The following is a 23,806-nucleotide window of genomic DNA, read 5'->3' as shown; positions in this document are numbered from 1 at the left end:
ACAACTGTCCTTAGTTAGCGCACACAAAACCCCGCGCGAATGCCGTCTTGGCATCCGCGTCGTTCTTTTTCCAACAATGGGAAGGTTGAAACATTCCGCTTCAGGAAAGCGGCGGGCGAAGGCCTGGCTCGCCGTGCCGCTTTGCTCTTAGAACTGCCAGTTAAGGCTCAAGCCGATGCCGTGGCTTTTTTCACGGCTGGCCAATTGGCCGTTGTAGTCCAGGCTAACGCTGGCCTCACGGCTCAGTGCCATGCGGGCATGGGCACCCACCAGGGCCGCGTCACGCACCAGGGGCGAACTTTCGATGCCAAAGCTGCTGCCGCCTGCCGCAAAGGCCATGTGCTGCTCTGAATCGGTGTCGCTCAGGTTGTGCTGCCAGCCCAGGCTGCCGGAGAGATCCAGCTTCTGATGATCATTGATTGCGATGGTTTTAAGCGCCCGTACACCCAGCGTGCCGAGCACGGCTTCACGGGTATCGCTGCCGGATGCAAGCGCTGCAGCATCTCCCTTCTCGCTGAAGCTATCCGTGCCAAGGTGCACATAGGCCAGGTTGGCGAAGGGTTCAAGCACTGCGGGCTGCAACTGAATACGGTACGCCGCTTCGGTGAATACCTGTGCGGTTTGCGCATCGTGTTTGGTTTTCTCCTGGCCACTGGCGCCGCCGACTTGTACATCGCGCCTGCCGTCGATCCGGTGCCAGCTGTAGGCACCGCCGAAGGTCAGGCGCCAGGCGCCGATCTCATGACCCAGGTACGCGCCCAGATGGTAGCTGTCTACCGATGCACGGGAATGGGTGCCCGAGCCCATATTCACCGAGCTGTCACTGTAGCCGCCTACCAGGCCAAGGCGCGTGGCTTCACCTACGTCGCCGTCGACACCCGCCAGCACGCCGCCAATGGATGAGGTATAGCCCGCCGTATCGCTACCGGAATCCGTTTTGCCCCACGCGCCCAAGGCCTTGAACCACACATTGTCTTGCGCTGCCGTATTGGCGTCGGCGCCGAACACGCTGGCGCCCAGGCGCTCGCCAACGGCATCACGTACATAGCGGCTGTCATTGATCAACTGGGTGGCGACTGCCGGGTAGATCTCGCCCGACAGCTGCTGGAAACTTTCCCGGGCCGAGGCGGCACTTTGAGCGAGCAGCAGGTTTTCATACACCGCGTTGCCCGCCCCCAATTGCTCGGCGGCCGAGGCCACGGCTGACTGGTTAGGGGTTCGCGCCACGCTGTCGAAAGCCGCCGTGCGCTCGATATTCAGCGCGACGCCGTTAGCGGCGTAGTCCGGCCGGCCGCCGAGGAAAGCGTAGTTGGAGGTGACCGCAGCAAACTGCCCGTTCACACCATTGGCGGCTTGCAACACGTTGTACTGACGGCCAATCAGGGTTTGGCCGGGCGTGGCATTTAATGGCAGCGGCGTTGGGTCCAGGGCCAGGGTCATGTTGGCCCCCGACACCGTGGCACTGCCGGTGGCCACAATGCGGTCACTGGCCGTTGGCGAAAGCTCTACCGCGTAGGTTGAGCCCGGCGCGAAGGTTAAGTCACCGTTCACCCGCAAGGTGCCGATGGAGTTGCCCGGCGCAACCTGCCCGCCGTTTAACGCGGTGAGGTTACCGACCTGGCCATTGCCGCCCAGGGTGCCACCCGCATTGACCTGCACGGCGGACGCCAGGGAGCCATTGACCGACAGCACACCACCGTTGACCTGGGTATCGCCGCGATAGGTATTGTTGCCTTCAAGGATCAGTCGGCCCGCGCCGGACTTGATCAGGCTGCCTTGATACTGGCGCTGAGCCGCTGCCGCAGCGCGGGCGGTGCCCACGGCGTAGTCGGTCTGGTCCTGTTGGCTGGCGGTGCTGGCCACGCCGTTCTGCCAACCTCTGCTGACCAGGGTTTGCTGCCAGGCGGTCTGTTCAGCAGTGTCCTCGGCCTGACGCTGGATCAACGCCTGATCAGAAATATTGTTACTCCAGACATCGGTTTGGCCGGCGGCCAGGGTGGCATCGAAGGAGCCCAGCAACTGGCCTGGGCCGCGCATGGCCCGCTCCAGGTTGACCACACCCCAGCCCACAGTGCCATTGGGCGCCTGGGTGACCGAACCATCGAGCTGGGTCGCGGTGGTGAGCAGCACCTGCAAGGCCTGCTCGTTGTTCATGTACGGATAGCGCTCCATCACCAGCGCCAATGCGCCCGTGGCATGGGGCGCGGCCATGGACGTACCGGACTTGAGCGCATAGCCGCCGCCAGGCACGGTGCTGTTGATCAGCCTCCCGGGCGTGGTGATGCACCAGTATTTGGCAATGCCGCACTGGTTGTAGCGCTGCGTATTGGCGCTGTCCAGGCCAGACACCGCCAGCCAGTGGCCTTCCAGGTCTGGCTCGAAATACGGCAGCGCAGAACGCACACTGGCGTTGGCATAGCCAGTATTGCCAGCACTGAAGACGTTGATCACGCCCTTGCGCGACACGTTAGCCGCTTCATCCAGCCAGGTGCCCCGGTTGTAATGCTGGGCATAGGCAGCCTGTACGCCTTTCAACGTCGCGTAGGTCACATCCGGCGGCTGGCTACCCCAACTGTTGTTGATCGCCCGCACACCGGCATCGGCCAGCGCGCCATAGGCCGCCTTGAAGTACTGCGGATCCGGGCTCGGGCCGAACAGGAAGCTGTCGCTCTGGTTGGTGTTGGCCACATAGATTTGCGCGTTGTACGCCACGCCATGCATGCCAACGCCATCCCGGGCCGCGCCCATGGTCCCGGTCACGTGCGTGCCGTGGGTGTCGTTATTAGGGTTGATGGCACCCGTAACGCTAAAGGGCGAACCATTTACGTAGGTGCCGTTGGCCGTTACCGCATGGTACCGGGATGGGCTGGCTTCGGGATGAGAGGGGTCGAATCCTGAGTCCATTGCGCCGATTTTTACGCCGCTGCCGGTGATACCGGCAGCATAGGCCTGGTCAGCCTGGATACGGCCCAATCCCCAGTCACTCTGAAACTCTTCCGAGCGCCAACTGGCCGCGTCACCTAACTTCCCTGTTCCGCATAGTCGGCATAAGCCGAGCAGCCAAAGGTAAAAGACAACGCGCAAAGTGCGGTCGTGGTTGCGGGTTTAACGGAATAACGGACAGCATTGGACGGCTTGAACCTTCGCATCCCTGCACACCTTTTTTATTTATTAGCTCCCTAGTGAGCGCCGTAAGAAAATAGTCCGCTGCGCAGGAGATGGCAACTTATTTGTTTCAAATTTGATACAAACCCAATAGCAAGAAAACAAGCGGATGATAGGGCACAAGGCGCTGTGATGAGGCATCCAGACGGAGCAGGCACAACTAAGGTGCAATCCTGGATGGTGGCATTTTAGTTCCACTGTAGAGCAAGTAGCGCGTCTTTAGTTGGTTCAGCGTGGGGCTTGGCGACCTCCGCAGTCGCATGTCTACGCGGGATGAGTAATAGAGAGGTATTCAAGTAATAGATCGCGGGAACTTGAGCTGAGCCACTACTTAGCCACGACGCAAGATAGACTTGTGGCTCGAGGGACTTCGCGCTTACCCCGCGGCACCTTTGAATTTACAGAAAGGGTCTTTAAGTGAAAGAGTGCCAAGACTTCGCTGCCGCAATGATTACGTTCGCGCAATTTCCCGCAGTGCTGGTCACAGCAAACGATACTTCGTATGCAATCAGCGAATACACCGCAAGCGAATGGCAAATACACCCTGGATTATGGGGTAGCGCCCCATTGTTATGCTGACCGAGCAATCACAAGACGCGCCACCATGTTCAACGAGTTGTGGCGTGCAAGGTCAGCCATCGATGATCCATCACCTGTTCCAAGTCATCAGTCTTGCCCCCGGTTACTGTCGGGAAGCAACAGCGCTCGCGTTTAGGAGAACAGCCTGTTCAGTAATCCTTCAATGTGGGTTCCTTCGTATGCAGACCGTAATTCTTTTAGCTTCATGACCCTACGCTCCCCGCCAAGCAGGCTGAGCCCGTGGAGCTCATTCAAGAGCTTCTGAGACGCTTCGAGCTCAGGCTGCAGTGCACGCCAGGCAGTATTCGCCCGACCCGCTAAACCTTCAACCTTATGGCTCAGGCGTTGGGATTCGATTAGCGTGCCAGCACTCAACGTGTTGTTGAGTTCTGCCTGCGTGCGCTCTAGATCTTTAAGCAACTCCGTGAAAACTTCAGCTTGGTCAAGCGCCACGGAAAGACCGTCGACATAGAGGGTATCGTCCTGGACGCAGTAAATCCCCAAAGGCCCGTCGCCGCCTCCGGTGCAATCCAGCGCGAGCACGTTCCCGAGGCGTAACGGCTCTGGAATCCATGTGTGACCCGTGCAAACACGCCATACGCCGGCGACGCCTTGACGGTTATGTTTTTTGATCCGCTCTCGCCCCCAGAGGGCTATTTCTTCGACTTCCGCGTTGTCGATATCGTTGACGAACCGCTGCCAGGACAAGCCTCTCGGTACATCCCCGTGTATAACGCCGACGACCCCAAGGGGTGATTCGATCTCGATGAGGGTAGGGAGGGTCTCAAGCTTGACGATGATCATCTCTTTCGACTCATCGGCGACGGTTGCCCACCAACCCGCACCATGAGAGCCATAACGAGCGTCCGGGTTTTCACGGTAAGCCCGAATCAGCATCTGTTCATGGTTGCCCATTACGGTGAAAAACCACGGCTCGCCCAAAAGCTTAAGCCCATCGAGCACGCCCGGGCCGCGATCAATGAGGTCGCCGACGCCGATGACTCGGTCAGTCTTGCTGTCAAAGCCTAGTTTGTGCAGGCCTTTGTACAAGTCGGTGGTTTTGAAGTGAATGTCACCTACGACAAAGTCACGGCCATGGTGATTTTGCGAAAGTCTCAGAACCTTTTGCCTCATGCCTGCGGAATCCTTCATCAGCGAAACTGCTTAATTATCTGCCCTGGGAAGCGTGCTACCAAGGTGAATCTTGGGGAAAATGCGATGGTCTTCGAGCGTGCGTACGGCGCGTTGTCCGACATGCTGTTGGTGGGCAAGGTCGAACGCATCGAGTGGTCATGACCCTGTGCCGACGCAGAGCAAATTCTGCACAACGCTGGCAGGCTTCAAGGCTGGCGACGATAATGACGCCGGTTTTCTGATTCGATAAGGCGCGCCATGCAAGATGCATCCGACACCGCCGTCACTGGCAAAGACCCTGCACCCACCGGCACGCAAACGCTGATTCGCGGCCTGGGCGTGATTCATGCGGTCGCCAGCGGCGCTCGCGACCTCAAGGAAATCGCCCGGCTCATCGGCACCACCCGCAGCACCACGCACCGGCTTGCCAGTTGTCTGGTGGAGGAGCGCTACCTGCGAGTGGTGCCGCAAACGGGTTATCTCCTCGGGCCCAGGTTGATCGAACTGGGGTTCCAGGCCCAGGAAGAAGTGCCGCTGCTGGTGCTCGCCAAACCCTTTCTCGACGAATTATCGGCGCTCACCGGCGACACTGTGCACCTGGCGATGCGCGATGGCGACGAGGTGCTGTACCTGCACAAGAATCCCGGCCGCAATGGTCCGGAGATGCGTTCGCGAGTGGGCCATCGCATGCCGCTGGCGCGCACCGGCATCGGCAAGGCGCTGCTGCTGGACAGCCCGGAAAGCGAATGGCAACGGCTGTATGAGATCAGCGTGCCAACCACCGGCAAAAATCCGCTGTGGCCGGCCCATGAAGAGCAGACCTGGGAGCAGGTGCAGGCGCGCATGCGCGAGTACGTGCAGGGCGGTTATGCGTTCGATCTGGAAGACAACGAACCGTCGATCCGCTGCGTGGCCGCGCCCGTGCGTGACGCCAGCAAACAGATCGTCGCTGGCATCAGCATCGCCAGCACCGTGCCGTACATGCCATTGGAAAAGATGGCCGACCTGGTGCCGGTGATCAAGGACGCCGCGGCACGGTTGTCTGCGGAGTTGGGTGGCTAGCGTGTAGATGAGCAGAGCAGGGGATAACGGGCGAAACGTTGACGCAATGGACGGCAATCACCCCTGTTGAAATCCTGGAAAGCGCCTGCTGGTGAAGCGATCGATGAAGCGGCTCGTGATCGACCCAACCATAACCCCGACCCGCGGTCTTAACTGTTCAGACGCCATTGGCCGACCGGCCAGGGCACATGCGATTCGGGAAGGGGAGGCTGGTATGGCGAACAAACAAAAAACTGAGCTCACACCACTGCAGCTGCTTCAGGAGCTGGCCACGATCTTGCTGGAGCATTTTGAGCACGCCTGTGGGCAAGCGCTCGCCGGGGCTGAAAAGAAGCTCGCTAAGCTCGAAAAGAAACACAGCAAGGTGGAGAAGAAGCTTGGCAAGCAGCGGGACCGTCTCGACTCCACGCCAGCCGGAAAACGCAAAAAACAGATGAAGCTGCGCGCCACTATTTCACTGCTGGAGACAGCATTGGTTGACATGCAGCGCCAGGCTGATGAAACCCGGCACTACATCCGCGACTTCAAGCACGACGTCCACGTAAGCCTGGCGTTATTGCAGGGCGTGGGCGAGGTGCGTGAAGCTGCCAGCGAAATGCTGCGCCAGCGCGAGCTCGGCCAACTCGAAATCAGCGGAGCTACCTCGCCAGCCGCACAAACGGAGGCGACCGCCAAGTCTGCTGTGAAGCCTTCGCCTGCGGCTCGCCGCGCCACGAGGGAAGCCACAGCACTGAAAGCCATGGCTAATGCGGTGGTTGCCACGCCTACGGTGACGGTGGTCAAGGGACGGAAGCATGCACCCAGCGAGGTTGCACCATTGGCTCACGGGGTCGCCGAGGCCAGCGCTGCGCCCGAGCCGGATGAGGCGCCTCATGCTGAATCGGCGCTCCAGCCGGAGTGGCTTGAACGCTCGCGGTAGGGGTGTCGCCGTTCGCCCCGCATTGCGCGCGGGGCGAACCCGTGGATCAGGCCTTCAACGTGGCCATATCAATCACGAAACGGTATTTCACGTCACCGGCAATCATGCGGCTGTAGGCCTCGTTGATGTGCTTGATATCGAGCATCTCGATGTCGCAGGTGATGCCGTGCTCGGCGCAGAAATCCAGCACCTCCTGGGTTTCGGCGATGCCGCCGATCAGTGAGCCCGCCAGCACGCGACGCTTCATCACCAGATTGGCGGCATGCAGCGCGGGGTCCACGGGTTCGATCAGGCCGACCAGAATGTGCACGCCGTCAAATCGCAGGGTTTCGAGGTAGGGGTTCAGGTCGTGCTGCACCGGAATGGTGTCCAGCAGGAAGTCGAAATGACCGGCAGCCGCTTTCATCTGCTCGGCATCCGTCGAAACGATGACGTGGTCGGCACCCTGATGACGACCTTCTTCAGCCTTGCTCGCCGAGCGGGTGAACAGCGTCACTTCCGCGCCCATGGCCTTGGCGAACTTGATGCCCATGTGGCCCAGACCGCCCATGCCCAGCACGCCCACTTTGTCGCCGGCCTTGACGCCGTAATGCTTGAGCGGCGAATAGGTGGTGATGCCGGCACACAGGATCGGTGCGGCAGCGGCCAGGTCGAGTTTCTCCGGGATACGCACGACGAAGTGCTCGCTGACCACGATGCTGTTGGAATAGCCACCCATGGTGTTGCTGCCGTCGACGCGGTCCGGAGTGGCGTAGGTCATGGTCGCGCCTTCGAGGCAATACTGCTCAAGGTCGCGGGCGCAGGCTTCGCACTGACGGCAGGAATCGACCATGCAGCCGACGCCGACCAGATCACCGACTTTGTGCTTGCTGACGTTGGCGCCGACTTCGGTGACCTTGCCGACGATCTCATGACCCGGCATGAGGGGGTACACCGCGATGCCCCACTCGTTGCGCGCCTGGTGGATGTCGGAGTGGCAGACGCCGCAGTAGAGGATCTCGATGGCCACGTCGTCCGGCCGCGGACTGCGGCGGCTGAACGTCATAGGGGCGAGGGGGTTGGTGGCGGACTGGGCGGCGTAACCGATGGCTGTGTACATGAAGAACCTCGAAAACGATGACAGTTGAGGCGGTCCATTCTCCCCACGCAGGGCATCGTCGGCCATGGTCATTCCTCCGCCTGTCATGCCTGATCCTCCGGATTTGATCAATCGAGTAGGGCTTCGCGCCGCTGATCTGCGATGATTGCGGTGTCAAATCCTCCGTACGGCTGCCCATGTCTCCACTCTCCCATTCCGACGCCAACGCCGAGTTGGTCTCCCTTATCAAACCGCTGGCGCCGCGCCCGGGTTTCGTCGACACCCGAGTGCCGGGCGTGCAGGCGATGTCCTGGGATTATTACGTCGCGAGCAGCCCGCAGATCTATGAACCGAGCCTGGTGATCATTGCTCAGGGCAGCAAGCTCGCGCGCCTGGGCCCGCGAACCCTGGAATACGGCGCCGGTCATTATCTGGTGCAGGCGTTGTCCGTGCCGTTCATGTGCGAAACCTTCGCGACGGCCGAGGCGCCGATGTATGGCGTTGCCGTATCAATTGATCGGGCTCTATTGGGTGAGCTTGTTCAGGCCATGGGCGAGGCGCCGAACGTCAAGGTCAAGGCGCAGACGCCGGAGTCCATGACCTCCGCCGAGCTGGATGCGCCGATGCGCGAGAGCGTGGAGCGGTTGCTGCGCTGTCTGCACGATCCACTCGACGCGCAAGTGATGGGCCAGGCCCGGGTCCGGGAAGTGGTGTATGCCGCGTTGCGCGGTCCGCAAGCCGGGGTGCTGCGTGCGCTGGTCGAGCAGACCGGCCACTTCGCCCGTATCGCGGCAGCGTTGCACTACCTGCGCGATCACTACGACGAGGCATTGAGCGTCGAGGATCTGGCCCGCTGCGCCAACATGAGCGCTTCAACCTTCCATGAGCATTTCAAACGCAGCACGCTGCTGTCACCCGTTCAGTACTTGAAGCGCGTGCGGCTGCTCAAGGCTCAACAGATGCTCATCGGCGAAGGCATGGGGGTGGCGCAGGTCGCGCACAAGGTCGGGTATCAGAGCACCTCGCAATTCAGTCGCGAGTACAAACGCTACTTCGAGCGCAATCCGGGGAGGAGGGCGAGCGGCTGAAAATATCAGCGTGAGGGTGGTTGCTGAACCTTAAAAGCTTCCCGGCTAAATCCGGTCCTACGAGGGTACGCGGTGTCTTTGTGGGACCGGCTTCAGCCGGGAAGAGGCCAGCGTGCGCACCATCAATTGTGCGATGTGGCCGCTTGCGCCTTCCCGGCTAAAGCCGGTCCCACTGAACACGCGCAGTGTCAGTAGGACCGGATTCAGCCGGGAAGCTTGCAGCTCAAAGCTTGAAGCTTGCCGCTTCCCTTACATATTGGGATAGGTCGGCCCGCCTGCGCCTTCCGGTGCTACCCAGGTAATGTTCTGCGACGGATCCTTGATGTCACAGGTTTTGCAGTGGACGCAGTTCTGCGCGTTGATCTGGAAGCGTTTCGCGCCGTCTTCCTGGGTCACCACCTCGTAAACCCCCGCCGGGCAGTACCGCTGAGCAGGCTCATCCCACTTGGGCAGGTTGACGCTGATCGGGATGCTCGGGTCCTTCAGCTTCAAGTGGCAGGGCTGTTCTTCTTCGTGGTTGGTGCCGGAGATGAACACCGAACTCAGCTTGTCGAAGCTCAGCTTGCCGTCGGGTTTCGGGTAGTCGATCTTCTTCGAGTCGGCCGCCAGCTTCATGCAGGCGTAGTCCGGCTTGGTGTCGTGCAGGGTGAAGGGGATCTTGCCGCCGAACAGGTTCTGATCGATGAAGTTGAACGCCCCACCGAAGATGGCGCCGAACTTGTGAACCGCCGCGCCAAAGTTGCGGCTGGCGAACAGTTCTTCGTGCAGCCAGCTGGCTTTGAAACCTTCAACGTAGCCGTTCAGCGCGTCGCCACCCTCGTTGCCGGCAAACAACGCATCCGCCACTGCTTCAGCGGCGAGCATGCCGGACTTCATGGCGGTGTGGCTGCCCTTGATCTTGGCGAAGTTAAGCGTGCCCAGGTCACAACCGATCAGCGCGCCGCCGGGGAAGACCATCTTCGGCAGCGAATTCAGTCCGCCCTTGCAGATGGCCCGAGCGCCGTAACTGATGCGCTTGCCGCCTTCCAGGTATTGCTTGAGGACCGGGTGATGCTTGAGGCGCTGGAATTCATCGAACGGCGACAGGTATGGGTTGGCGTAGGACAGATCCACGATCAGCCCGACCACGACCTGATTGTTTTCCAGGTGGTAAAGGAACGAGCCGCCAGTGTTTTCAGTGCCCATGATGTCCAGCGGCCAACCGGCGGTGTGCACCACCAGGCCTGGCTGGTGTTTGGCCGGATCGACTTCCCAGATTTCCTTCAAGCCGATGCCGTAATGCTGGGCGTCGGCCTCACTGTCGAGGTTGAAGCGGTTGATCAGTTGCTTGCCGATGTGACCACGGCAGCCTTCGGCGAACAGCGTGTACTTGCCGCGCAGTTCCATGCCGGGGGTGTACAGGCCTTCTTTCGGATTGCCTTCGCGGTCGACGCCCAGGTCGCCGGTCAGAATCCCGCGCACCACGCCGCTTTCATCGATCAGCGCTTCCTGAGCCGCGAAGCCCGGGTAGATTTCGACGCCCAGGTTCTCGGCCTGCTGTGCCATCCAGCGGCACAGGTTGCCCAGGGAGATGATGTAGTTGCCTTCGTTGTGCATGGTCTTGGGAACGAATGCGCCCGGGACTTTCTGGCTGGCGTCGGCACCGGTCAGCACGTAGATGTCGTCGCCTTTGACCGGAGTGTTGAGCGGGGCGCCGAGGGCTTTCCAGTCAGGAAAGAGTTCGTCGAGGGCGCGGGGTTCGAACACCGCGCCGGAGAGGATGTGGGCACCGACCTCGGAGCCTTTTTCCACGACGCAGACGCTGATTTCCTGACCGGCGTCAGCGGCTCTCTGTTTCAGGCGGCAAGCGGCAGACAGCCCGGCGGGCCCGGCTCCGACGATGACGACGTCGAACTCCATAAATTCGCGTTCCACAGGCTATCTCCTACTCAAGGCTCAACGGCGTATTTTTAGACGTATTTTTATAGATGGCTAAAACCGACACCGGGAAGGTCGTTCGCCCGGGTGTCATCGTGAAGGCGCGCATTATATCTACACCACCTCGCAGGTCCAATACAAACGTTTGTTTGAATCGGCCGAAACCCTGATAAATCATGGTGAGGCGGCTTGTGACTGGCGTTTATGTCGTATTGACCCGACCAGACGTTGCGGTCAAGATACGGGCGGTTTTGCACTCGCCCCAGCTGGCTGTTCGCCTCGGCTGCCGGTACAAACCTGTTGGCAGCAGAACACCGCTAAAAGCAACGTGAGCATCGCCTCCGCGCCACCTTCAGCCCCACGCTGGCGGCGCGCTGCAGTTTACACGGGCGATCAACGTCTGGCTTGGATTGCCGCCGTAGCGTCGCCGCTTTTGCTGACATCCGCATTCGGCAACCGCGAATACGTTGTTTTCACAGGTATTCTTTACACTGACGAGTACCCATCGCCGGGCATGGCCTGGCGATTTTCTTTTCACCGGAGAGAAACGAGGAATCCATGAAGGTTCTTGTAGCTGTCAAACGAGTGGTCGACTACAACGTCAAGGTTCGCGTCAAAGCGGACAACTCCGGCGTCGATCTCGCCAACGTTAAAATGTCGATGAACCCCTTCTGCGAAATCGCTGTAGAAGAAGCCGTGCGCCTGAAGGAGAAGGGCGTTGCGACCGAGATCGTTGTCGTTTCCATCGGTCCGACCACGGCTCAGGAGCAACTGCGCACCGCGCTGGCACTGGGTGCCGATCGCGCCATCCTCGTAGAATCCGCTGACGAACTGACCTCCCTGGCCGTGGCCAAGTTGCTCAAGGCTGTTGTCGACAAAGAGCAGCCGCAGCTGGTCATCCTCGGCAAGCAGGCAATCGACAGCGACAACAACCAGACCGGCCAGATGCTGGCTGCGCTGAGCGGCTATGCCCAAGGCACGTTCGCCTCGAAAGTCGAAGTCTCCGGCGACAGCGTCAATGTCACCCGTGAAATCGACGCCGGCGCGCAGACCGTTTCCCTCAAGCTGCCGGCCATTGTCACTACCGACCTGCGCTTGAACGAGCCGCGCTACGCGTCGCTGCCGAACATCATGAAAGCCAAGAAAAAGCCGCTCGAAGTGCTGACCCCTGATGCGTTGGGTGTTTCGATTGCGTCCACCAACAAGACCCTGAAGGTTGAAGCCCCGGCTGCCCGCAGCGCAGGCATCAAGGTCAAGTCGGTTGCTGAACTGGTCGATAAACTGAAAAACGAAGCGAAGGTGATCTGATGACGACCCTGGTTATCGCTGAGCACGAAAACGGCGCAATCGCTCCCGCCACCCTCAACACCGTTGCCGCGGCTGCCAAGATCGGTGGTGACATTCACGTTCTGGTCGCGGGCCACAATGTCGGTGCCGTTGGCGAAGCTGTTGCAAAAATCGCAGGCGTGTCCAAGGTCCTCGTGGCTGACAATGCGGCCTACGAACACCAACTGCCGGAAAACGTCGCCCCGCTGGTCGTCGAGCTGGCTTCGGCCTACAGCCACGTGCTGGCCGCGGCGACCTCCAACGGCAAGAACATCCTGCCGCGTGTTGCCGCCCAGTTGGACGTCGACCAGATCTCCGAGATCATCTCGGTTGAAAGCGCTGACACCTTCAAGCGCCCGATCTATGCGGGCAACGCCATTGCGACCGTTCAGTCGTCGGCCGCCGTGAAGGTCATCACCGTTCGGGCTACCGGCTTTGACGCTGTGGCAGCTGAAGGCGGTTCTGCCTCGGTTGAAGCCGTCAGCGCAGCTCACGATGCGGGCAAGTCGTCTTTCGTCAGCGAAGAGCTGGCCAAGTCCGACCGTCCGGAACTGACCGCTGCCAAGATCGTTGTTTCCGGCGGCCGCGGCATGCAGAACGGCGAAAATTTCAGGCACCTCTACACCCTGGCTGACAAGCTGGGTGCAGCGGTCGGCGCTTCCCGCGCGGCCGTCGACGCAGGCTTCGTGCCCAACGACATGCAGGTCGGCCAGACCGGCAAGATCGTCGCGCCACAGCTGTACATCGCGGTCGGCATCTCCGGCGCGATCCAGCATCTGGCAGGCATGAAGGACTCCAAAGTGATCGTCGCGATCAACAAGGACGAAGAAGCGCCGATCTTCCAGGTGGCGGATTACGGCCTCGTCGCGGATCTGTTCGAAGCGATCCCTGAGTTGGAGAAGCTGGTTTAATCCACTTCCCTGACTTATAAAGAGAACCCGTTCGTTCGGGCTGCCGCAAGCGTGTTCCCTTGATGAACCAGCGCTCAGGCAGTCGGAACTGACGGGTTTTTTATGGGCTGAAAAAGGACGTCGTCATGTTGTCGCTAAAGCAGACGCTGGCTTCACTGCTGGGCGGGTTGCTGTTGCTGCCGTCGCTGGCCTGGTCTGCGGGCAAGTGTGACCGGCTGATTGTCACCGGCAGCCCGGATGCGCCGCCGTACCTGTGGCGCGACCCCCAAGACCCCAAACACCTGATGGGCGCCAATGCCGATCTGCTCAAGGAGGTCGCGCAGCAGGTCGGCGTCAAGGTCGAGCTGCTGTATGGCGGCAAGCGCAGCCAGGCCCTTGAGGAAGTGCGCACCGGGCGCATGGACATGCTCGCCGACACGCCGCTCAACAACGCCGAGCTGGAATCCCTGGACTTTATTCACCCGCCCATCGCCCAGAACGACATCATGGTCTGGACCCGCAACGGCCACGAGCAGCCGTTCAACTCACTGGCCGATCTGCAGGGCCATCCTGGGGCCATGTCAGAGAAGACCCGGGTGACCGCCGGATTCGATCAGGCGATCAGGGCGCAGTTGACGCTGGAGAAGCAGGCCAGTCTCGTTCAGGCGTTTCAGAAACTGGCGGCGGGGCAGGTCGAATTTGTCCTGGCCGGCCGCTACGCCGGCATGGCTGTGACCCAGGCGCTGGACATCGCCAAAGACCTGCAAACCCAGCCCGCGGTTCTCGATCATCCGGGGTTTTATCTGGCGTTGTCGTTCAATTCGGCTTGCAACGATCCATGGCTGCGCGGACAGCTGGCGAAAAAATGACAGAATTGGCGGCTTCCGGTCGCTCCGGTGAAGCCGTCATGCGCAATCTGGACCTGTGGAAAAACCAATTGCAGCAGTCCGGCAATGCCCTCCATCAGTAGGAATGTGTTTTGAGCTTTCTCTTGAAAATCCAGCCTGTATTTGGCGCTGTCGTGCTCGCCGCCCTTGTCGGCTGCGCCAACGACCCGGCGCCCACCGAACAACTCAAACTCACCGAACAGGCTGTTGCCCAGGCCACTGCAGTCGGTGCTACGGATGAAGAACCGGACTTGGTGACAGCCCAGGCGAAGCTGACCCAGGCTCGCGCCGACATGGCGGACAAGTCCTACAAGGATGCGCGTATGCAGGCCGAACAGGCCGAGCTGGACGCGCGTCTGGCCGAGGCCCGAGTGTTGACCCGGAAGAGCGAAGCGCAGGTGGCTCAGGTCAACACCCGGCTCGAGCGTCTGCGCAAGCAGTTGGGGGCCAGCCAATGAATGCTGTCGTGCGAAGCCTCAGTCTCGGCCTCATGCTGGCCAGTGCCGGTCTTGCGGGCTGTGCCGGCCACCAGAGCAGTGAGCAGTCGTTGCAGGGTGCCATTGCCGATTACCAGAAGGTCAAGGAAGACACCAACGTCCTGCGCAGCGCGCCGAAGGATGTCATCCGTGCCGGCGAATTGCTCGGCCGGGCCGAGCGCCTGTCGAGTTATATCGGCAGCGCTGACGACGTCAGTCATTACGCCTACTTGAGCAGCCGTTACAGCGCCATTGCCCGGGAGCACAGCAAGCTGCTGTTGAATCAGGAAAAGCTCGCGCGACTGGAACTGGAGCGTCAGCGCCTGCAGCTGGCTTTGCGTGAAGCCAAGCTGGCCGGTGCCCAGCAACAAGGCAAGTGGGCGGAAGATCAGGTGATCAGTCTGTCGACACAGCAGAACGAGCGCGGGCTGGTGATGACCCTCGGCGACATGCTCTTTGATACCGGCCGCGCCGAACTGAAAAGCTCGGCCAACCGCACGGTGCTGAAGGTCGTGCAGTTCCTGCAATTCAATCCCAAACGCGTGGTGCGCATTGAGGGCTACACCGACAGCACAGGCGATGCTCGGGAAAACCTTGCGCTGTCGAAGGACCGCGCACAGGCCGTTGCTGACGTGCTGTCTGATCTGGGCATCGAGGAAGACCGCATGCAGGTCGAAGGTTACGGCGATCAGTACCCGGTGGACGCCAACACCTCTGAAAGCGGCCGTGCGCAGAATCGCCGTGTCGAAATTGTCTTCTCGGACGACAAGGGACATTTGAGCGCGCCTCGCTAAGGCGCAGAGGAAGGTAGGAATCCGAGTGATTCAAACGCCGCGCCCTCTAGCCGGAACAGGAACTGTCACCGTACACTTCCGAACTGTTCCGGTGATCCTGCTTTTTAATCAACGGATACGAGATCAAAGCACAGGATCGAGGGACGCGAAATGACCAGTCTGTTGCTGTACCAACGCATCGCCCAACAGCTGGCCGAAGACATTCGCCGGGGCGTGTATCAGCCAGGCGAACGCGTGCCGTCCGTGCGCAAAATGAGCTCCCAGCTCAACGTCAGTCATGCCACCGTCCTGCAGGCCTACGCCAACCTTGAAGACCAGGGTTTGATCCGCGCCCGGCCACAGTCCGGTTACTACGTGCACCAAACCCCGGCCCTTACGGCGGCGACTCCCGATATCGCTCGGGTGGAGCGCCCCGGCCTGGTCACCCGCGCCAGCATCATTCAACAGGTGCTGGTCGAGGCGCGGCGGGAAGGGGTGTTCGCGTTTGGCGCAGCGGTCCCGCACATTGATTACCTGCCCCTGCGCGCGTTGCACCAGCAACTGGCCAAGGTCACCCGCTTTCAGAGCCCTCGGGCGTTCAATTACATGTTCAGCCCCGGCTTCGAGCCGCTGCGCCGTCAGGTGGCGATTCGCATGCGCGACGCTGGCGTAGTGATCGACCCGTCTGAAGTCGTGATCACCCATGGCTGCGTCGACGCGCTGCAAATGTCACTGCGGGTGCTGACCAGTCCGGGCGACCTGATCGCCGCAGAATCCCCGACCTACTACGGCCTGCTGCAGCTGGCTGATCTGCTTGGCCTGAAAGTCATCGAAATTCCCAGCGACCCCAACACCGGCATCAGCCTCGAGGCCTTGCAGCTGGCTGCCAATCAATGGTCGATCAAAGCGCTGGTGATGACCTCCCGGCTAAGCAATCCTCTGGGCAGCACCATGCCGGAAGAGCGGCAGAAACACCTGCTGCGCCTGGCGTCGGACTTCGACATTCAAATCATCGAAGACGACATCTACGGCGAGTTGATGTACGAGCAGAACAAGACGAAAGCCTTGAAGGCCTTCGACCGGCTGGGCCATGTCATCTACTGCTCCAGCTTCTCCAAGACCCTGTCGCCCGGGGTGCGTATTGGCTGGATGATCGCCGGCAAATACCAGGCTGAAATCCAGCGTCTGCAAACCTTCAGCACCCACTCAGCGTGCAGCGTGACGCAGATGGCGGTGGCGTCTTATCTCGAAAACGGCGGGTATGACCGGCATTTGCGCTTTATCCGCCAGGAGCACCGCAAGAATCTCAGCGCGTTTCAGCTGGCGGTGCAGCAGATGTTCCCGGAAGGCACGCAGATCAGTCGACCTGCGGGCGGGTTCATTCTGTGGATCAGCCTGCCGGGGCGGGTGAACACCCAGGAGTTGCACGTGCGTGCGCTGGAGCAGGGCATCAGCATCGCACCGGGCCTGATTTTCAGTAATACGGAGCAGTTCAACCACTGCATTCGCCTGAATTGCGGTCTCCCGTGGAACCGTGAGGCGGAGAGGGCGTTGATGACGGTAGGCATGCTCGCCAAGCAGCTGTGTCAGGATGCCGGGCAATCCTGGTGAACTCGTAGGGTTGCCAGCTTTCCATACGTTATCGGGGGAGGCAGACAGGGCCAACTTGTCAGTCGCCATGCAAAGGGCCAGCATATGGCCCCTGTCTTACTTACTGCCGTTCGGACTATGAAATCACTGCGTTGTGTAACTGTGATGTTGTTGGTGATGCTTAGCGCGTGTGATGCCGACAAAGCGCCCACGCCACCGGCGAAAGCCACTGCGTCGGCGGCCGGCACCCGTGCTGACGCGCCCGCTGTGTCGCCTGTGTCTCCCGAACCAGCGAAGCCTGCCTCTGGAGCTGAGCCTTCGTCTGCAGTGCCGGACAAGCCTGGGGTTGAAGCGCCAGAGGTCCATGCCTTGACGCCGAATATCAAGACCGTGCCTGTTGTCGCATCCGGCAAGTCATCGGCTGAAGCGCCGCGAACGGTCAACAACGCCAAAACAGCTGACGATAAGGCGGCGGGCTCCAACGCCAAATCTGCCAAGGTTAAAGCGGATAATGCCGAAGTGGCGCGGCGTGCCCCAGTGGCCAGCAAGAGCAAATCGGCGTCCCAAGTGGTGAAAGAAACCAAGCTGAACAAAGTGCCACTGGACCTTAGCCTGCCCCCGGAGATGGTCAAGCAGCTGACCCCGCCGGCTAATGTGATCAGCTCCGCGTCGAAGGCCAACGCGCCCTCAGCCGGTGCCAAGCCCCTGCTGCCGAAAATGTTTCCTGACGCCAACGCTGACCCTGACTTCCAGATGCAAGGCCGTCTGCTGAGCAACGAAATGGACTTGCAGTTGCGTAATGAGGCGCGCAAGGACGTGGAAGGCGCTGCGCTGGATTTCACATTCAAGAAGTGATGAACCCGTGACCCGCTCTCAGCGCCCGATTTCAAACGTGTGTTTTAGCGCGTAAGATCCTGCCATCGTCCTCACCGCCACAGCAGGTTCTCTTCATGGAATGCCGTCCAGGCTGCGGCGCATGCTGCATCGCGCCCTCCATCACCTCACCGATTCCCGGCATGCCCAACGGCAAACCTGCGGGCATGCGCTGTCTGCACCTGTCGCTGGACATGCTCTGCGGCACATTTGGACAGCCGGGAAGGCCGGCGGTGTGTGGCCAGTTTGCGGCGGAGCCTGAGGTCTGCGGCACCAGTTCGGAGGAGGCGATTCGTCTGATCGGCTGGTGGGAAAAGATGACATCGGTGGCATGAAGTGCGACCGGTCGTGACTGAACTTCAACAATAAGGAACAACCTATGAGTTCGCTGTACCGCATTGCTTTCGGGCTGGGACTGACTGTATGGGTCGCAGCGTCGGCCCAGGCTGAAGAGTGGAAAGTCGCGAAGAACGAGGAGGGCATCAAAGTCTCCCTCAGCGATGTGCCCGGATCGCAGTACAAGGCCTATCAAGGCGTGACCACCATCAAGGCGGGCATCGGCAAGCTCCGTGCTTTGCAGGAAGATGTGGCCAGCGCGTGTGCCTGGATTCACGAATGCAAACTGCAGAAGATCCTCAAGCACGACGGCGACAAGACCTGGACTTACTCCCAATTCAACACGCCGTGGCCAGTCACACCTCGGGATTCGGTGCTGAAAGTGACGACGGTGGAAGGCGCCGATGGCAGCGTCACCCGTGAGCTGGAAGGCGAGCCCAAGTACATCCCGGAAGAGAAGGGCTTTGTGCGGGTGGCGCAGGTCGAGGGGTTCTGGAAGTTCGTGCCCAAGGGCGACAACCTGACCGAGGTCACCTATCAAGTGCACACCGAGCCCGGCGGCAGCGTGCCGTCCTGGCTGGCGAACAAGTTCGTGGTGGATGCGCCGTTCAACACTCTGAAGGCGCTGAAGGACCGAGCCGAGAAGAACTGAGTCGGTTCGCTTGCGACGTTAAAGCCACACACTAAAAAGGCTGCCCTAGGGCAGCCTTTTTTGCGTCTTCGTGATGGCTGTCGAGTTACTTGCGCTCGGCCAGCGGAACGATGTCGCGCGACACTTCACCGGTGTACAGCTGACGTGGACGGCCGATCTTGTACGGGCTCGACAGCATTTCTTTCCAGTGAGAGATCCAGCCGACAGTTCGCGCCAGGGCGAAAATCACGGTGAACATACTGGTCGGGATGCCGATTGCCTTGAGGATGATGCCCGAGTAGAAGTCGACGTTCGGGTACAGCGAGCGTTCGATGAAGTACGGGTCGGTCAGGGCGATCTCTTCGAGGCGCATGGCCAGCTTGAGCTGCGGGTCATTGGTGATGCCCAGCTCGCGCAGGACCTCGTCGCAGGTCTGTTTCATCACGGTGGCGCGCGGGTCGCGGTTCTTGTAAACGCGGTGACCGAAGCCCATCAGCTTGAACGGATCGTTCTTGTCCTTGGCCTTGGCGATGTAAGTGTCGATGTTGGACACATCGCCGATCTCATCAAGCATGGTCAGCACGGCTTCGTTCGCGCCACCGTGGGCAGGGCCCCAGAGTGCAGCAATACCGGCTGCGATGCAGGCGAAGGGGTTGGCGCCCGAGGAACCTGCCATGCGCACGGTGGAGGTCGAGGCATTCTGTTCGTGGTCGGCATGGAGGATGAAGATCCGGTCCATGGCCTTGGCCAGCGTCGGGCTGATCGGTTTGATCTCGCACGGCGTGTTGAACATCATGTGCAGGAAGTTTTCCGCGTAGCTGAGGTCGTTGCGCGGGTACATCATGGGCTGGCCCATGGAGTACTTGTAAACCATCGCGGCCAGGGTCGGCATCTTGGCGACCAGACGGATCGCGGAAATTTCCCGGTGCTGCGGATTATTGATGTCCAGCGAGTCATGGTAGAACGCCGAGAGGGCGCCGACCACACCGCACATGACGGCCATCGGGTGGGCGTCGCGACGGAAACCGTTGAAGAAGGTCTTCAGTTGCTCGTGCACCATGGTGTGATTCTTCACGGTGACGACGAATTCGGCTTTTTGCTCGGCGGTTGGCAGTTCGCCGTTAAGCAGCAGGTAGCAGGTTTCCAGGTAGTCCGATTGCTCGGCCAGCTGTTCGATCGGGTAGCCGCGATGCAGAAGAATGCCGTTGTCACCGTCGATGTAGGTGATCTTGGATTCGCATGAGGCGGTGGACATGAAGCCTGGGTCGAATGTGAAGCGTCCGGTGGCAGTCAGGCCGCGTACGTCGATAACATCGGGACCAACGGTGCCGGTCAGAATGGGCAGCTCGACGGGGCTGCGCCCTCGATGATCAACTGCGCTTTTTATCAGCCATGTGGCCTCCTAATTATGCTTCAAATCATCAGACAGACCCCCACGCAGGGCCCGCATCACTATAGTGAGATAAATTCTAAAGTCAATTTGCCAAAAGTCTTGTAGCAGAAGGCTTTAACGGGGGATTTTCGTCGAAATTACGGGCCATTTACGCCAATTATCGGGCTAAAGCAATCCACCCTTGGGACGGGGTCTGCGCGTTGTCATTAGTTGGCTAACTGTCTATACTCGGCGTCCGACCGCCAGGGGCTTTCAGGCCCGATTCAACGGGGTTGGTCACTTCCTGGGTAGTGGGTACCTGACCAGTACACTTCCCAACAACTTGCCCTGAGTGTTAGGGCTCTTCAGTGTGAAAAAAAGCCGTGAAAAGCCAACGACCTGTAAACCTAGACCTAAGGACCATCAAACTCCCTATCACTGCTTACACGTCCATCCTTCATCGTATCTCCGGTGTCATCCTCTTCGTCGGCATTGCCATCATGCTCTATGCATTGGACCTGTCGCTCGACTCCGAGGAAGGCTTCGCGTCGGTGAAAGCAGGGCTGACCAGTCCGCTGGCCAAGTTTGTGATCTGGGCTCTTCTGTCCGCACTGCTGTATCACCTGGTGGCGGGCATCCGTCATCTGATCATGGACTCGGGCATTGGCGAGACGCTGGAAGGCGGCAAGCTGGGCTCTAAAATCGTCATCGCCGTGTCTGTGGTGGTGATCGTTCTGGCAGGAGTGTGGATATGGTAACCAACGTCACCAACCTTTCTCGTTCGGGCCTGTATGACTGGATGGCGCAACGCGTCTCCGCCGTCGTACTCGCGGCTTATTTCATTTTCCTGATCGGGTACCTGATCGCTCACCCTGGCATCGAATACGCCACGTGGCACGCGCTCTTCTCCCATAACGCAATGCGCATCTTCAGCCTGTTGGCCCTTGTAGCCCTGGCGGCTCATACCTGGGTTGGCATGTGGACCATCGCGACCGACTACCTGACGCCGATGGCGCTGGGCAAGTCCGCGACAGTGGTGCGTTTCCTTTTTCAGGCGGTGTGCGGCATTGCGATGTTCGCTTACTTCGTCTGGGGTGTGCAGATTCTTTGGGGTATCTGATTCATGGCTAACATTAATACGCTTTCATTCGACGCCATTATCATTGGCGGCGGCGGTGCGGGCATGCGTGCCGCATTGCAGCTGGCTCAGGGCGGCCACAAGACCGCTGTCGTCACCAAGGTCTTCCCGACTCGCTCCCACACCGTTTCCGCCCAGGGTGGCATCACCTGCGCAATCGCTTCGGCCGATCCGAACGATGACTGGCGCTGGCACATGTACGACACCGTCAAGGGCTCCGACTACATCGGTGACCAGGACGCTATCGAATACATGTGTTCCGTGGGCCCGGAAGCCGTGTTCGAGCTCGAGCACATGGGTCTGCCGTTCTCCCGTACCGAGCAGGGCCGCATCTATCAGCGTCCGTTCGGCGGTCAGTCCAAAGACTTCGGCAAGGGCGGTCAGGCTGCACGTACCTGTGCGGCGGCTGACCGTACCGGTCACGCGCTGCTCCACACCCTGTATCAGGCCAACCTGAAAGCCGGCACCGTATTCCTTAACGAGTACTACGCAGTTGACCTGGTGAAGAACCAGGACGGCGCGTTCGTCGGCATCATCGCCATCTGCATCGAAACCGGTGAAACCTCCTACATTCGCGCCGACGCGACTGTGCTGGCCACCGGCGGTGCCGGCCGCATCTATTCCTCCACCACCAACGCCCTGATCAACACCGGCGACGGCGTGGGCATGGCGCTGCGTGCCGGTGTACCGGTTCAGGACATCGAAATGTGGCAGTTCCACCCGACCGGCATCGCCGGCGCAGGTGTACTGGTCACCGAAGGTTGCCGTGGTGAAGGCGGTTACCTGATCAACAAGCACGGCGAGCGTTTCATGGAGCGCTACGCGCCAAACGCCAAGGACCTTGCTGGTCGTGACGTTGTGGCTCGTTCGATGGTTAAGGAGATCATCGCCGGCAATGGTTGCGGTCCTGACGGCGACCACGTAATGCTCAAGCTTGATCACCTCGGCGAAGAAGTGCTGCACAGCCGCCTGCCAGGGATCATGGAACTGTCCAAGACCTTTGCACACGTTGACCCGGCCGTTGCGCCGATCCCTGTCGTACCGACCTGCCACTACATGATGGGCGGCGTTGCCACCAACATTCATGGTCAGGCGATCACCCAGGACGCTGCCGGCGTCGACACCATCATCCCCGGCCTGTTCGCGGTGGGTGAAGTGGCGTGCGTTTCGGTCCACGGTGCCAACCGTCTGGGCGGCAACTCGCTGCTCGATCTGGTGGTGTTCGGTCGTGCTGCCGGTCTGCACCTGGAGCAGGCGCTCAACGAAGGCGTCGACTACCGTCGCGCTTCCGAAACCGACATCGACGTCGCACTGGCTCGCCTTAATGGCTTGAACTCGCGTACCGATGGCGAAGACGTCGCAACCCTGCGCAAAGAGCTGCAGAGCTGCATGCAGAACTACTTCGGTGTGTTCCGTACCGGCGAATACATGCAGAAAGGTATTGCCCAGCTGGCTGACCTGCGCACGCGTATTTCCAATGTCAAGATCAACGACAAGAGCCAGGCGTTCAACACTGCCCGGATCGAAGCGCTGGAGCTGCAAAACCTGCTGGAAGTCGCTGAAGCAACGGCGATCGCCGCAGAGCATCGCAAGGAGTCCCGAGGCGCTCACGCCCGTGAAGACTTCGAAGATCGCGACGACGAGAACTGGCTGTGCCACACCCTGTACTTCCCGGGTGACAAGCGCGTAGCCAAGCGTGCCGTGAACTTCTCGCCGAAAACTGTTCCGACTTTTGAACCTAAGATTCGGACTTATTAAGGGTGACCGCCATGTTGCAAGTCAGTGTTTATCGCTACAACCCTGATCAGGACGCCGCGCCGTTCATGCAGGATTTCCAGGTCGACACCGGTGGCAAAGACCTGATGGTGCTGGACGTCCTGGCTCTGGTTAAAGAGCAGGACGAAGGCTTCTCGTACCGTCGTTCGTGCCGCGAAGGCGTGTGCGGTTCCGACGGCATGAACATCAACGGCAAGAACGGCCTGGCCTGCATCACGCCGCTGTCGGCTGTGGTCAAGGGCAACAAGCTGGTGGTTCGCCCACTGCCTGGTCTGCCGGTCATCCGTGACCTCGCCGTTGACATGAGCATCTTCTACAAGCAATACGAGAAGGTGAAGCCATTCCTGCAGAACGACACGCCGGCTCCGTCCATCGAGCGCCTGCAGACCCCGGAAGAGCGGGAAAAACTCGACGGCCTGTACGAGTGCATTCTGTGCGCTTGCTGCTCGACGTCCTGCCCGTCCTTCTGGTGGAACCCCGACAAGTTCCTGGGTCCTGCTGCGATTCTGCAAGCCTATCGTTTCCTGGCCGACAGCCGCGACACCAGAACGCAAGAGCGTCTGGCATCCATGGACGATCCGTTCAGTGTGTTCCGCTGCCGCGGCATCATGAACTGCGTCAACGTGTGTCCGAAAGGCCTTAACCCAACCAAGGCTATCGGTCACGTGCGCAACATGTTGCTCAAAAGCGGTGTCTGAGTTCGCCACACCTGTAACATCGCAGCACCCGCTACTGCAGCACCCGTAAACGCTGCGGCGCAGGCTTCAACCGGCGCCGTAGTTTTAACCTGAGCAGT

General features: G+C 60.2%; 18 protein-coding genes and 3 pseudogenes. 16 read left to right on the top strand and 5 right to left on the bottom strand.

All coding sequences use genetic code 11. The features are described 5' to 3' along the window. Positions 1 to 147: 147 nt before the first annotated feature. Both JN403_RS19430 and JN403_RS19425 read right to left on the bottom strand, forming a co-directional pair. Positions 148 to 3,149: pseudogene (locus JN403_RS19430) on the bottom strand (autotransporter domain-containing protein). A gap of 727 nt (positions 3,150 to 3,876) precedes the next feature. After that, positions 3,877 to 4,896, bottom strand: coding sequence for a metallophosphoesterase (locus JN403_RS19425; RefSeq protein ID WP_240356681.1), 1,020 nt, complete (start codon positions 4,894 to 4,896; stop codon positions 3,877 to 3,879). Between the two features lie 240 nt (positions 4,897 to 5,136). Here JN403_RS19425 and JN403_RS19420 point away from each other — a divergent pair, with 240 nt between their 5' ends. Continuing rightward, positions 5,137 to 5,940 (top strand): IclR family transcriptional regulator, encoded by an 804-nt coding sequence (locus JN403_RS19420; RefSeq protein ID WP_122538373.1) that lies wholly within the window; start codon positions 5,137 to 5,139, stop codon positions 5,938 to 5,940. Between the two features lie 214 nt (positions 5,941 to 6,154). Then, a complete protein-coding gene (locus JN403_RS19415; RefSeq protein WP_205483880.1) occupies positions 6,155 to 6,859 on the top strand; it encodes an AlgP family protein in 705 nt (234 codons plus the stop codon). Positions 6,860 to 6,905: 46 nt separating this feature from the next. On the opposite strand, the gene JN403_RS19410 is transcribed toward JN403_RS19415, so the two are convergent. Beyond that, complete coding sequence (locus tag JN403_RS19410; protein WP_205487524.1) at positions 6,906 to 7,958, bottom strand: NAD(P)-dependent alcohol dehydrogenase; 1,053 nt, start codon at positions 7,956 to 7,958, stop codon at positions 6,906 to 6,908. A gap of 176 nt (positions 7,959 to 8,134) precedes the next feature. On the opposite strand from JN403_RS19410, the gene JN403_RS19405 reads away from it, so the two are divergent. After that, entirely contained in the window at positions 8,135 to 9,025 is an 891-nt protein-coding gene (locus JN403_RS19405) for an AraC family transcriptional regulator (protein WP_205483878.1), read from the top strand. A gap of 249 nt (positions 9,026 to 9,274) precedes the next feature. Here JN403_RS19405 and JN403_RS19400 read toward each other — a convergent pair whose 3' ends face one another. After that, positions 9,275 to 10,939 (bottom strand): electron transfer flavoprotein-ubiquinone oxidoreductase, encoded by a 1,665-nt coding sequence (locus tag JN403_RS19400; RefSeq protein ID WP_205483876.1) that lies wholly within the window; start codon positions 10,937 to 10,939, stop codon positions 9,275 to 9,277. A gap of 561 nt (positions 10,940 to 11,500) precedes the next feature. Here JN403_RS19400 and JN403_RS19395 point away from each other — a divergent pair. The 9 genes and pseudogenes from JN403_RS19395 to JN403_RS19355 all read left to right on the top strand — a co-directional run bounded on the left by JN403_RS19395 (position 11,501) and on the right by JN403_RS19355 (position 18,745). Next, the gene (locus JN403_RS19395; RefSeq protein ID WP_065986283.1) at positions 11,501 to 12,250 is read left to right on the top strand and encodes an electron transfer flavoprotein subunit beta/FixA family protein; all 750 of its coding nucleotides are present in this window, start codon (positions 11,501 to 11,503) and stop codon (positions 12,248 to 12,250) included. Then, positions 12,250 to 13,179 carry an FAD-binding protein gene (locus JN403_RS19390; RefSeq protein ID WP_205483874.1) on the top strand — a complete coding sequence of 310 codons (930 nt, stop codon included), beginning with the start codon at positions 12,250 to 12,252 and terminating at the stop codon, positions 13,177 to 13,179. The genes JN403_RS19395 and JN403_RS19390 overlap by 1 nt, the downstream gene beginning before the upstream one ends. A 125-nt stretch (positions 13,180 to 13,304) precedes the next feature. Next, a pseudogene (locus JN403_RS19385) lies at positions 13,305 to 14,128 on the top strand (transporter substrate-binding domain-containing protein). A gap of 21 nt (positions 14,129 to 14,149) precedes the next feature. Beyond that, entirely contained in the window at positions 14,150 to 14,503 is a 354-nt protein-coding gene (locus JN403_RS19380; RefSeq protein ID WP_205487522.1) for a DUF4398 domain-containing protein, read from the top strand. Further along, positions 14,500 to 15,315: an OmpA family protein gene (locus JN403_RS19375; protein WP_172611786.1), complete on the top strand. Its 816-nt coding sequence runs from the start codon at positions 14,500 to 14,502 to the stop codon at positions 15,313 to 15,315. Before JN403_RS19380 ends, JN403_RS19375 begins: the two co-directional genes overlap by 4 nt. Before the next feature lie 150 nt (positions 15,316 to 15,465). After that, complete coding sequence (locus tag JN403_RS19370; protein ID WP_122538388.1) at positions 15,466 to 16,905, top strand: PLP-dependent aminotransferase family protein; 1,440 nt, start codon at positions 15,466 to 15,468, stop codon at positions 16,903 to 16,905. A gap of 348 nt (positions 16,906 to 17,253) precedes the next feature. Further along, on the top strand, positions 17,254 to 17,739 hold the full coding sequence (locus JN403_RS19365; protein WP_205483872.1) for a translation initiation factor 2: 486 nt from the start codon (positions 17,254 to 17,256) through the stop codon (positions 17,737 to 17,739). A 95-nt stretch (positions 17,740 to 17,834) separates the two neighbouring features. Next, positions 17,835 to 18,092, top strand: a complete 258-nt coding sequence (locus JN403_RS19360; protein ID WP_205483871.1) for a YkgJ family cysteine cluster protein — start codon at positions 17,835 to 17,837, stop codon at positions 18,090 to 18,092. 44 nt (positions 18,093 to 18,136) lie between these two features. Beyond that, positions 18,137 to 18,745, top strand: a complete 609-nt coding sequence (locus JN403_RS19355; protein ID WP_172611789.1) for an START domain-containing protein — start codon at positions 18,137 to 18,139, stop codon at positions 18,743 to 18,745. 85 nt (positions 18,746 to 18,830) lie between these two features. Here JN403_RS19355 and gltA read toward each other — a convergent pair. After that, positions 18,831 to 20,098, bottom strand: a pseudogene (gltA, locus tag JN403_RS19350) (citrate synthase). Positions 20,099 to 20,479: 381 nt separating this feature from the next. On the opposite strand from gltA, the gene sdhC reads away from it, so the two are divergent. The 4 genes from sdhC to JN403_RS19330 are packed head-to-tail and all read left to right on the top strand — an operon-like array spanning position 20,480 to position 23,708. Beyond that, the gene (gene sdhC, locus JN403_RS19345) at positions 20,480 to 20,854 is read left to right on the top strand and encodes a succinate dehydrogenase, cytochrome b556 subunit (protein ID WP_122538396.1); all 375 of its coding nucleotides are present in this window, start codon (positions 20,480 to 20,482) and stop codon (positions 20,852 to 20,854) included. Continuing rightward, positions 20,848 to 21,216 carry a succinate dehydrogenase, hydrophobic membrane anchor protein gene (sdhD, locus tag JN403_RS19340; RefSeq protein ID WP_122538398.1) on the top strand — a complete coding sequence of 123 codons (369 nt, stop codon included), beginning with the start codon at positions 20,848 to 20,850 and terminating at the stop codon, positions 21,214 to 21,216. The genes sdhC and sdhD overlap by 7 nt, the downstream gene beginning before the upstream one ends. A gap of 3 nt (positions 21,217 to 21,219) precedes the next feature. Further along, positions 21,220 to 22,992 (top strand): succinate dehydrogenase flavoprotein subunit, encoded by a 1,773-nt coding sequence (sdhA, locus tag JN403_RS19335; RefSeq protein ID WP_122538400.1) that lies wholly within the window; start codon positions 21,220 to 21,222, stop codon positions 22,990 to 22,992. 11 nt (positions 22,993 to 23,003) lie between these two features. Beyond that, positions 23,004 to 23,708, top strand: a complete 705-nt coding sequence (locus tag JN403_RS19330) for a succinate dehydrogenase iron-sulfur subunit (protein WP_122538402.1) — start codon at positions 23,004 to 23,006, stop codon at positions 23,706 to 23,708. Positions 23,709 to 23,806 lie beyond the last annotated feature (98 nt).

Source organism: Pseudomonas sp. 15A4 (assembly GCF_016925575.1).
Taxonomy (GTDB): Bacteria; Pseudomonadota; Gammaproteobacteria; order Pseudomonadales; family Pseudomonadaceae; genus Aquipseudomonas.
This window is presented reverse-complemented; position numbering and strand designations above follow the sequence as displayed.

What these genes read in the sequence shown, in the direction of transcription:
- sdhA (WP_122538400.1), top strand. Translation starts at nt 21,220, where the DNA reads ATGGCTAACATTAATACGCTTTCATTCGACGCCATTATCATTGGCGGC.
- JN403_RS19410 (WP_205487524.1), bottom strand. Translation starts at nt 7,958, where the DNA reads ATGTACACAGCCATCGGTTACGCCGCCCAGTCCGCCACCAACCCCCTC.
- JN403_RS19415 (WP_205483880.1), top strand. Translation starts at nt 6,155, where the DNA reads ATGGCGAACAAACAAAAAACTGAGCTCACACCACTGCAGCTGCTTCAG.
- JN403_RS19425 (WP_240356681.1), bottom strand. Translation starts at nt 4,896, where the DNA reads ATGAAGGATTCCGCAGGCATGAGGCAAAAGGTTCTGAGACTTTCGCAA.
- JN403_RS19355 (WP_172611789.1), top strand. Translation starts at nt 18,137, where the DNA reads ATGAGTTCGCTGTACCGCATTGCTTTCGGGCTGGGACTGACTGTATGG.
- JN403_RS19375 (WP_172611786.1), top strand. Translation starts at nt 14,500, where the DNA reads ATGAATGCTGTCGTGCGAAGCCTCAGTCTCGGCCTCATGCTGGCCAGT.
- sdhD (WP_122538398.1), top strand. Translation starts at nt 20,848, where the DNA reads ATGGTAACCAACGTCACCAACCTTTCTCGTTCGGGCCTGTATGACTGG.
- JN403_RS19405 (WP_205483878.1), top strand. Translation starts at nt 8,135, where the DNA reads ATGTCTCCACTCTCCCATTCCGACGCCAACGCCGAGTTGGTCTCCCTT.
- JN403_RS19330 (WP_122538402.1), top strand. Translation starts at nt 23,004, where the DNA reads ATGTTGCAAGTCAGTGTTTATCGCTACAACCCTGATCAGGACGCCGCG.
- JN403_RS19395 (WP_065986283.1), top strand. Translation starts at nt 11,501, where the DNA reads ATGAAGGTTCTTGTAGCTGTCAAACGAGTGGTCGACTACAACGTCAAG.
- JN403_RS19370 (WP_122538388.1), top strand. Translation starts at nt 15,466, where the DNA reads ATGACCAGTCTGTTGCTGTACCAACGCATCGCCCAACAGCTGGCCGAA.
- JN403_RS19420 (WP_122538373.1), top strand. Translation starts at nt 5,137, where the DNA reads ATGCAAGATGCATCCGACACCGCCGTCACTGGCAAAGACCCTGCACCC.
- JN403_RS19390 (WP_205483874.1), top strand. Translation starts at nt 12,250, where the DNA reads ATGACGACCCTGGTTATCGCTGAGCACGAAAACGGCGCAATCGCTCCC.
- JN403_RS19360 (WP_205483871.1), top strand. Translation starts at nt 17,835, where the DNA reads ATGGAATGCCGTCCAGGCTGCGGCGCATGCTGCATCGCGCCCTCCATC.